Source organism: Bradyrhizobium sp., assembly GCF_019242285.1.
In the GTDB taxonomy this organism is placed as follows: domain Bacteria; phylum Pseudomonadota; class Alphaproteobacteria; order Rhizobiales; family Xanthobacteraceae; genus Bradyrhizobium.
The window spans coordinates 1-5,225 of the sequence record NZ_JAFAVV010000896.1 but is presented as its reverse complement, the minus strand read 5'-3'; the positions used below and the strand labels follow the sequence as shown (position 1 = coordinate 5,225).

The window sequence follows — 5,225 nt, the reverse complement described above, 5'->3', positions numbered from 1 at the left end:
TTCGAGCCCGCGACCACAACCAAGGCAACCCAAGTTGTCGGCACCGCACGCTCGGCAGGCAAACCATCCAAGCCAATATTTTCTGTCTGAGCTTGGTGCTTTGTATCTTCTTTGCAAAGCACTTCAGCGTCGCCGCGGAAGTCGTCTTTCTGGCTGAACCAGTCAAACTTCCGGTAGGGCGCAGCACAAAGTCATTGATGCTCCGGGCAACTTCCGATCGGGATCGCAAGCTGCGACGCCGTCATCGGCAGGATTGCTGGGGGCGCCCGATGTATGCTATTGTCATACACGAACCGTCTCATGGGAACACGCGTTATGACCACCTTGGTGCTAAGCGTTCGGGTCAACGAAGAAGAACGCGCCCTCCTGGAGGCCGCGTCGACATTGGCGCGTACCAGCCTTAGCGATTTTATCCGGCGCAAGGCCCTCGACGCGGCCGAGGCCGACATCCTCGAGCGGCGGGTCGTCACCATCCCGGCCAAGGACTGGGAAGCGTTCGAGGCTTGGGCGAACCGTCCTCCGGAAGAGATAGCCGGACTCAAGGACCTCGCGCGCACGGCGCCAACGTGGCAGAAGTAACGCTACCGCGTCCCCTTTCCGAAACAGACGATCGGGCCCGATTTGATTGCGGCCGGGAATCGTTGAACCATTGGTTCGAGCGCCACGCCTGGGCCAACCATGTCGCCGGCATCTCGCGCACCAATATCATCTGCGACGCCGCCACGGCCGCGATCGTCGGTTACGTAACCCTGAGCGCCGCGCAGGTCGAGCGGGCATTCCTGCCGAAGTCGCAGCAGCGCAACAAACCCGACCCCGTGCCGGCGACATTGCTCGGCCAACTTGCGATTCACAGGGATCATCAAGGAAGGGGCCACGCCCGTTCGCTTCTTTTATTCGCGCTACGCACGGCGCTCAGAGCTTCCAGGGAGATTGGCAGCTTCGGTGTTGTCACGCATCCGATCGATGATTCCGTGCGCGCGTTCTATGGACGATGGGGATTTCAAGATTTGCCCTTCGAGCCTCACCGCGCAATGATCGTGCGGATGGTCGATCTGGAACGAAGCGGGATAGGCTGACGAACCCGTCAGGACCGTGAACAGGCCTGCATTCTACCGCGGTTCGCGGAAAAGGACCCAAGGGTTCTTTCGATCGATCCGGCGGCTTTTCCCTCACCGTTTATCGGCCCTCGCGCGCCTCGAGGCTCGCCGAGTTCTCACCCGTGCGCCGCTGTCGCCAATATTGACGCAGCATCGCGACCGTGCCGCCGAGGAAGTAGCCGGTGGTCGCACCTGACACCGCACGGCCGATCACGGTCGCGATGGAGTGGCCATCGGGATCGATGGCCGCGATCACCGCGACCGCATATTGCAGGGCGAAGACCGTGAGGTTGCGGATCAGCGGGATCACGCTGCCCGGCCGGGTGATCTGTCCCGTCGCTTGGTCCAGATCGAAAGGCTTTGCCGTGCCGAAGCCAACCAGCGCCATCACCAGCGCGGCCGCAATCCAGGACACGAGCGGCCAGGCGCTGTCATGGGAGCGCGAGACGAGCCGCGACGCGCCCCAGACGATGAAGATCGCCGGCACGATGAGCGAGCGGGACATCCTCGTGGTCCGCGGCTGCATGGCCTTGATGCCCCGCCACACCAGATAGAAGAGCAGCGGCCACACCCAGAGCGGGGTGTGGATCAATATCTGATAGGCGAAACGCATGGCCGCTCCGCTGATCTGCCCATACGTGCCGAACATCAGTCCCCAACAAGAGCTAGAGCCGATCGACAATCCGCAGGAGCTGGTTGGCAAACGAAATCATGTCGACGACCTCGCGTGGGTCTTCGAAATCGATCTCATGATGCGAACTCGGATTCTTGCAGAAAGAGATAGCACCGGCGAACAGCTCTCGCGCGGCCTTCCTCCCCTCCGCATCACCGGCCATCAGCGGCCCGTTCTCGCCAAAGGCCTTCAGCATCAGGCCACGTCCGTATTCGGACCTGAAGCCGCTTTTCTTCCGAACGCGGGTCTCCACCTCCTTGAACGCGCGGAAGACCGCCGTATCGTAGTCGCCGCGCGAGAACAACGGCTTGACGTAGCGCACCAGCGCGGCGTCGAAGTGGTCGGGGAAGAGGTTTGCCTTGCGCCAGGCGTCGAGATCATCGAGCTGCGCGACCGCTTCGCCTGCACGCGTGACGAAGTGGTTCTGGCCGTACATGTCGTTCGGCGCCAAAGCCAGGAATCCTTCGCGCGTCAGCCAACTCCAGGCCTCCATGAAACGGAATGCGACCTGGCCGCCCGCAACCATTTGCAGGAAGTTGAACCGGTTCGTCTCAGCGCGTCCCCTCGTCATGTATTTGAGCAGGTGCATGCCCAGGTCCTCAGGCGCCATCTGCAGCAGTTCCGCCACCGGCGGGAAGTTGCGCATCATCGCATCGATCTGGTCTTGATTGGCCATCGCGCAGGCTCTCAATACTGCCAGAGCGGCGTCTGCGGCAGCCCGAGCACTTTTATCCAAGCGTCGTAGCTGTTCTGCACGATCCACAGCAGCGCATACTTGTTACCGTCGTTGCGGGTGATCGTCACTTGCTCCTGCCCACCATATTTCTGCTCGCCGTAGCGCATTTCTCCCCAGCCGTTGCCGATGGACACGATCGCTGCTGCGCCGGTAATCGTCGCCGACGGCCGCGACAGCACGAAGTGCTTGAACGCGTCGGCGGCGTCGTGCAGCAGGTCGGTGTCTGGTCCCGGCACGGTGCCGCGGTCGAACACACAGACGGCGCGGAGGGCCTGCCGGATGGCGCCGAGGTCGGCGAAGCGGGGCGCCGTGTCGACCAGGACGACGTCGGCCAGATGGTGGAGCTCAGTAGCGGCAGTGCGTGCCGTCCGCACAACCTCGCCGCGGGCGGCGTCTATCGCCGCCGCGTCTTTGCAGTGGTTGGTCCGATCCAGCGCCCGCTCGGCGTCGATGTAGTTCCGTAGCGCAGGGCGGACGATGTTGTCGAGGTGGTCGTTGACGGCTCGCATGTGATCACTCGCCTCGCGTTGCCTTCTTAATGAACCTCGCCTCGGTCGGCTCGAACTTGCCGACGTGCATCCAGTCGTTACCGATCCGGTTGACGGCGGGACAAATGCGGGCGAGCCGGTTGGCGAAACTGTTGCGCGACGCCTGGTCGTTTGTCAGCCGCACCATGTGCCGGCCGCCGATATCCGAGAACGATTTCACCTGGCCTACCTGCACCATGACGGTCTTCTTCGGGTGCGCGCCCAGCGCTAGACCGGCCTCGAACAGCACGTTAGGGCGCGCCTGCCCCTGCTGCTTGCCTTCCGTTGACCGCTCGCCTGGTTTCACGAATTGATCCTTGAGCTGAGCTAGGTCATCGGGCGTGAATAGCACTACAATGGCCTCGGCCTTGTCCATCACGATGTCGAGTACGTCGCCGACGTAAGGATTCCCCTGCTTGGCCTCGTCGATCGCATGGTCCCATTCGAGCGGGTGCAGGCCGAGCGCACGCAGGAACTCGAAGATCGACTGCCGTAGCGCGCTGTCGCGGCCGTGGACGACGAATACGGTGTTGTCCTTGGTGCGCTTGGCCGGCTTCTTCGATGCAGCCGCCCGTCGGCGCGGCGGCTCAGGGTCTCGGCGGGGCTCTTCGTCAGGATCCTGGCGCACATGACCACCGCCCCCCAGGTAGCGCCGGACCTCGGCGCGCTGCACCTCCGTCGAATACTTGGTGACATTCAAGCCTTCGCGCATGCCGAGCAGCAGCGCCGCCATCGGCCGCTCAAGACCGGTCTCGTTCACGACGCGCTGGATGCGCGTGTAGATCGCGTTCTGCTCGACGCCGAGATGGCTCCTCAGCCGATCGATGAGGTCTTGATTGATGCGTGCCACGTTACTTCTTATTCTTGCGGTGGCGGGCGACGTTGATGTAGTTAGGGCCGACGTCGAGGAGGTCGGCGATCTCGCGGGCGGTGAAGCCGCAAGCGTCTAGCTTCAGCGCCGCCGAGTCCTTGTCCATCTCTTTCGTCGCGATTAGCGCCAAGAGACCAGCGATCTTATCGAGCGTTGGCGAAGCCTTCTCCGAGGCTTCATCATCGCTTGAGGCGGTGCGCTTTCTTGCTCCCTGCTTTGCCATTCTTCGCCTTCTTGTCTCTGTTGAACTTCAGGACGCGGACGGATCCCGGCGTCGAGCCGGCGGCCACCGAGGCGTCCTCGTGCGAAAGCCCGAGCGCCTGCAGGAAGTCGACCTTCGGGAGGGTTTCCTTGAATCTATCTGGGTCGTGCCTGATCGCGTCGGCCAAGCACAGATAGGCCAAGCTCTTCCCGATAACCGGGAGCCAGCTCGCAAAATCCGGGGCATCTTCGGTCATGCATGTACCTGCGGGGTCAAGCGAATCGCGGCCGAATGGTGACGACCACAAGTTCCAAAGACAAGTAGTTCCGTGTGTGATATCCTCAAAAAAACGATTCGTTTTCAGACACTTGAGTCCCTTCGCGGCAGCGACATGGCCGTCGGATGGCGGTCCCCCCCGCCCGACCAAGACTCTCGCTGCGGCAGCTTGGCCTAGCGGAGCGCGCCTACAGCGGCGCCGCGCTCTCGCCCCGCACACTCGATAGCTTCGAGGCCCGCGATGCTGCGACGATCACCACCGCGATCAGGCCGATCACCAGCGTGCAGATCGCGTTGATCTCGGGCTTCACCCCGAGCCGCACCTCCGAATAGATTCGGATCGGCAGGGTCGCCGAACCGGGGCCGGTGGTGAAGCTCGCGATCACGAGATCGTCGAGCGACAGCGTGAAAGCCAGCATCCAGCCCGCGGCAATCGCAGGCAGGATCAGCGGCAGGGTCACGGCGATGAAGGCGCGCAAGGGATCGCAGCCGAGGTCCATCGCGGCCTCCTCGAGGCTGCGGTCGAGCGAGCCGAGGCACGACTGCACGACGACCGCGACGAAGCACATCGTGAGCGTGGTGTGCGCGACGGTAACGGTCCAGAAGCCGCGCTCGGCGTTGAGCGCGACGAACAGCAACAGCAGCGACAGGCCGGTGATGACCTCGGGCATCACCATCGGCGCGTAGACGAGGCCCGTGAACAGCCGCCGTCCCCGGAAGGCCCCGTGCCGCTCCAGCGCCAGCGCGGCGAGCGTGCCGAGCGCGGTGGCGACGAGGCTCGACAGCAGCGCCACCCGCAGCGACACCCAGGCCGCCTCGATCAGCGGGCGGTCGGCGAACAGG

General features: G+C 63.4%; 9 protein-coding genes. 2 read left to right on the top strand and 7 right to left on the bottom strand.

Annotation, left to right across the window (positions count from 1 at the left end):
* The first annotated feature begins 315 nt into the window (after positions 1–315).
* The gene (locus tag JOY90_RS36775; protein ID WP_291695988.1) at positions 316–579 is read left to right on the top strand and encodes a DUF1778 domain-containing protein; all 264 of its coding nucleotides are present in this window, start codon (positions 316–318) and stop codon (positions 577–579) included.
* A 62-nt stretch (positions 580–641) separates the two neighbouring features.
* Entirely contained in the window at positions 642–1,076 is a 435-nt protein-coding gene (locus JOY90_RS36770; RefSeq protein WP_367277042.1) for a GNAT family N-acetyltransferase, read from the top strand.
* Between the two features lie 100 nt (positions 1,077–1,176).
* Here JOY90_RS36770 and JOY90_RS36765 read toward each other — a convergent pair whose 3' ends face one another.
* The 7 genes from JOY90_RS36765 to JOY90_RS36735 form a co-directional block, all read right to left on the bottom strand.
* A complete protein-coding gene (locus JOY90_RS36765) occupies positions 1,177–1,710 on the bottom strand; it encodes a DUF6622 family protein (RefSeq protein ID WP_291695986.1) in 534 nt (177 codons plus the stop codon).
* Positions 1,711–1,762: 52 nt separating this feature from the next.
* A complete protein-coding gene (locus tag JOY90_RS40295) occupies positions 1,763–2,206 on the bottom strand; it encodes a TIGR02391 family protein (protein ID WP_367277043.1) in 444 nt (147 codons plus the stop codon).
* Between the two features lie 251 nt (positions 2,207–2,457).
* Entirely contained in the window at positions 2,458–3,015 is a 558-nt protein-coding gene (locus JOY90_RS36755) for a hypothetical protein (protein ID WP_291695984.1), read from the bottom strand.
* Between the two features lie 4 nt (positions 3,016–3,019).
* On the bottom strand, positions 3,020–3,766 hold the full coding sequence (locus JOY90_RS36750) for a nucleotide-binding protein (RefSeq protein WP_291695983.1): 747 nt from the start codon (positions 3,764–3,766) through the stop codon (positions 3,020–3,022).
* A gap of 118 nt (positions 3,767–3,884) precedes the next feature.
* Positions 3,885–4,127, bottom strand: a complete 243-nt coding sequence (locus JOY90_RS36745) for a hypothetical protein (RefSeq protein ID WP_291695982.1) — start codon at positions 4,125–4,127, stop codon at positions 3,885–3,887.
* Positions 4,084–4,362, bottom strand: a complete 279-nt coding sequence (locus tag JOY90_RS36740) for a hypothetical protein (RefSeq protein WP_291695981.1) — start codon at positions 4,360–4,362, stop codon at positions 4,084–4,086. Before JOY90_RS36740 ends, JOY90_RS36745 begins: the two co-directional genes overlap by 44 nt.
* Before the next feature lie 208 nt (positions 4,363–4,570).
* On the bottom strand, positions 4,571–5,225 hold a 655-nt coding region (locus JOY90_RS36735; protein WP_291695980.1), incomplete at its 5' end, for an ABC transporter permease.

What these genes read in the sequence shown, in the direction of transcription:
- JOY90_RS36775 (WP_291695988.1), top strand. Translation starts at nt 316, where the DNA reads ATGACCACCTTGGTGCTAAGCGTTCGGGTCAACGAAGAAGAACGCGCC.
- JOY90_RS36765 (WP_291695986.1), bottom strand. Translation starts at nt 1,710, where the DNA reads ATGCGTTTCGCCTATCAGATATTGATCCACACCCCGCTCTGGGTGTGG.
- JOY90_RS40295 (WP_367277043.1), bottom strand. Translation starts at nt 2,206, where the DNA reads ATGTACGGCCAGAACCACTTCGTCACGCGTGCAGGCGAAGCGGTCGCG.
- JOY90_RS36755 (WP_291695984.1), bottom strand. Translation starts at nt 3,015, where the DNA reads ATGCGAGCCGTCAACGACCACCTCGACAACATCGTCCGCCCTGCGCTA.
- JOY90_RS36750 (WP_291695983.1), bottom strand. Translation starts at nt 3,766, where the DNA reads ATGGCGGCGCTGCTGCTCGGCATGCGCGAAGGCTTGAATGTCACCAAG.
- JOY90_RS36745 (WP_291695982.1), bottom strand. Translation starts at nt 4,127, where the DNA reads ATGGCAAAGCAGGGAGCAAGAAAGCGCACCGCCTCAAGCGATGATGAA.
- JOY90_RS36740 (WP_291695981.1), bottom strand. Translation starts at nt 4,362, where the DNA reads ATGACCGAAGATGCCCCGGATTTTGCGAGCTGGCTCCCGGTTATCGGG.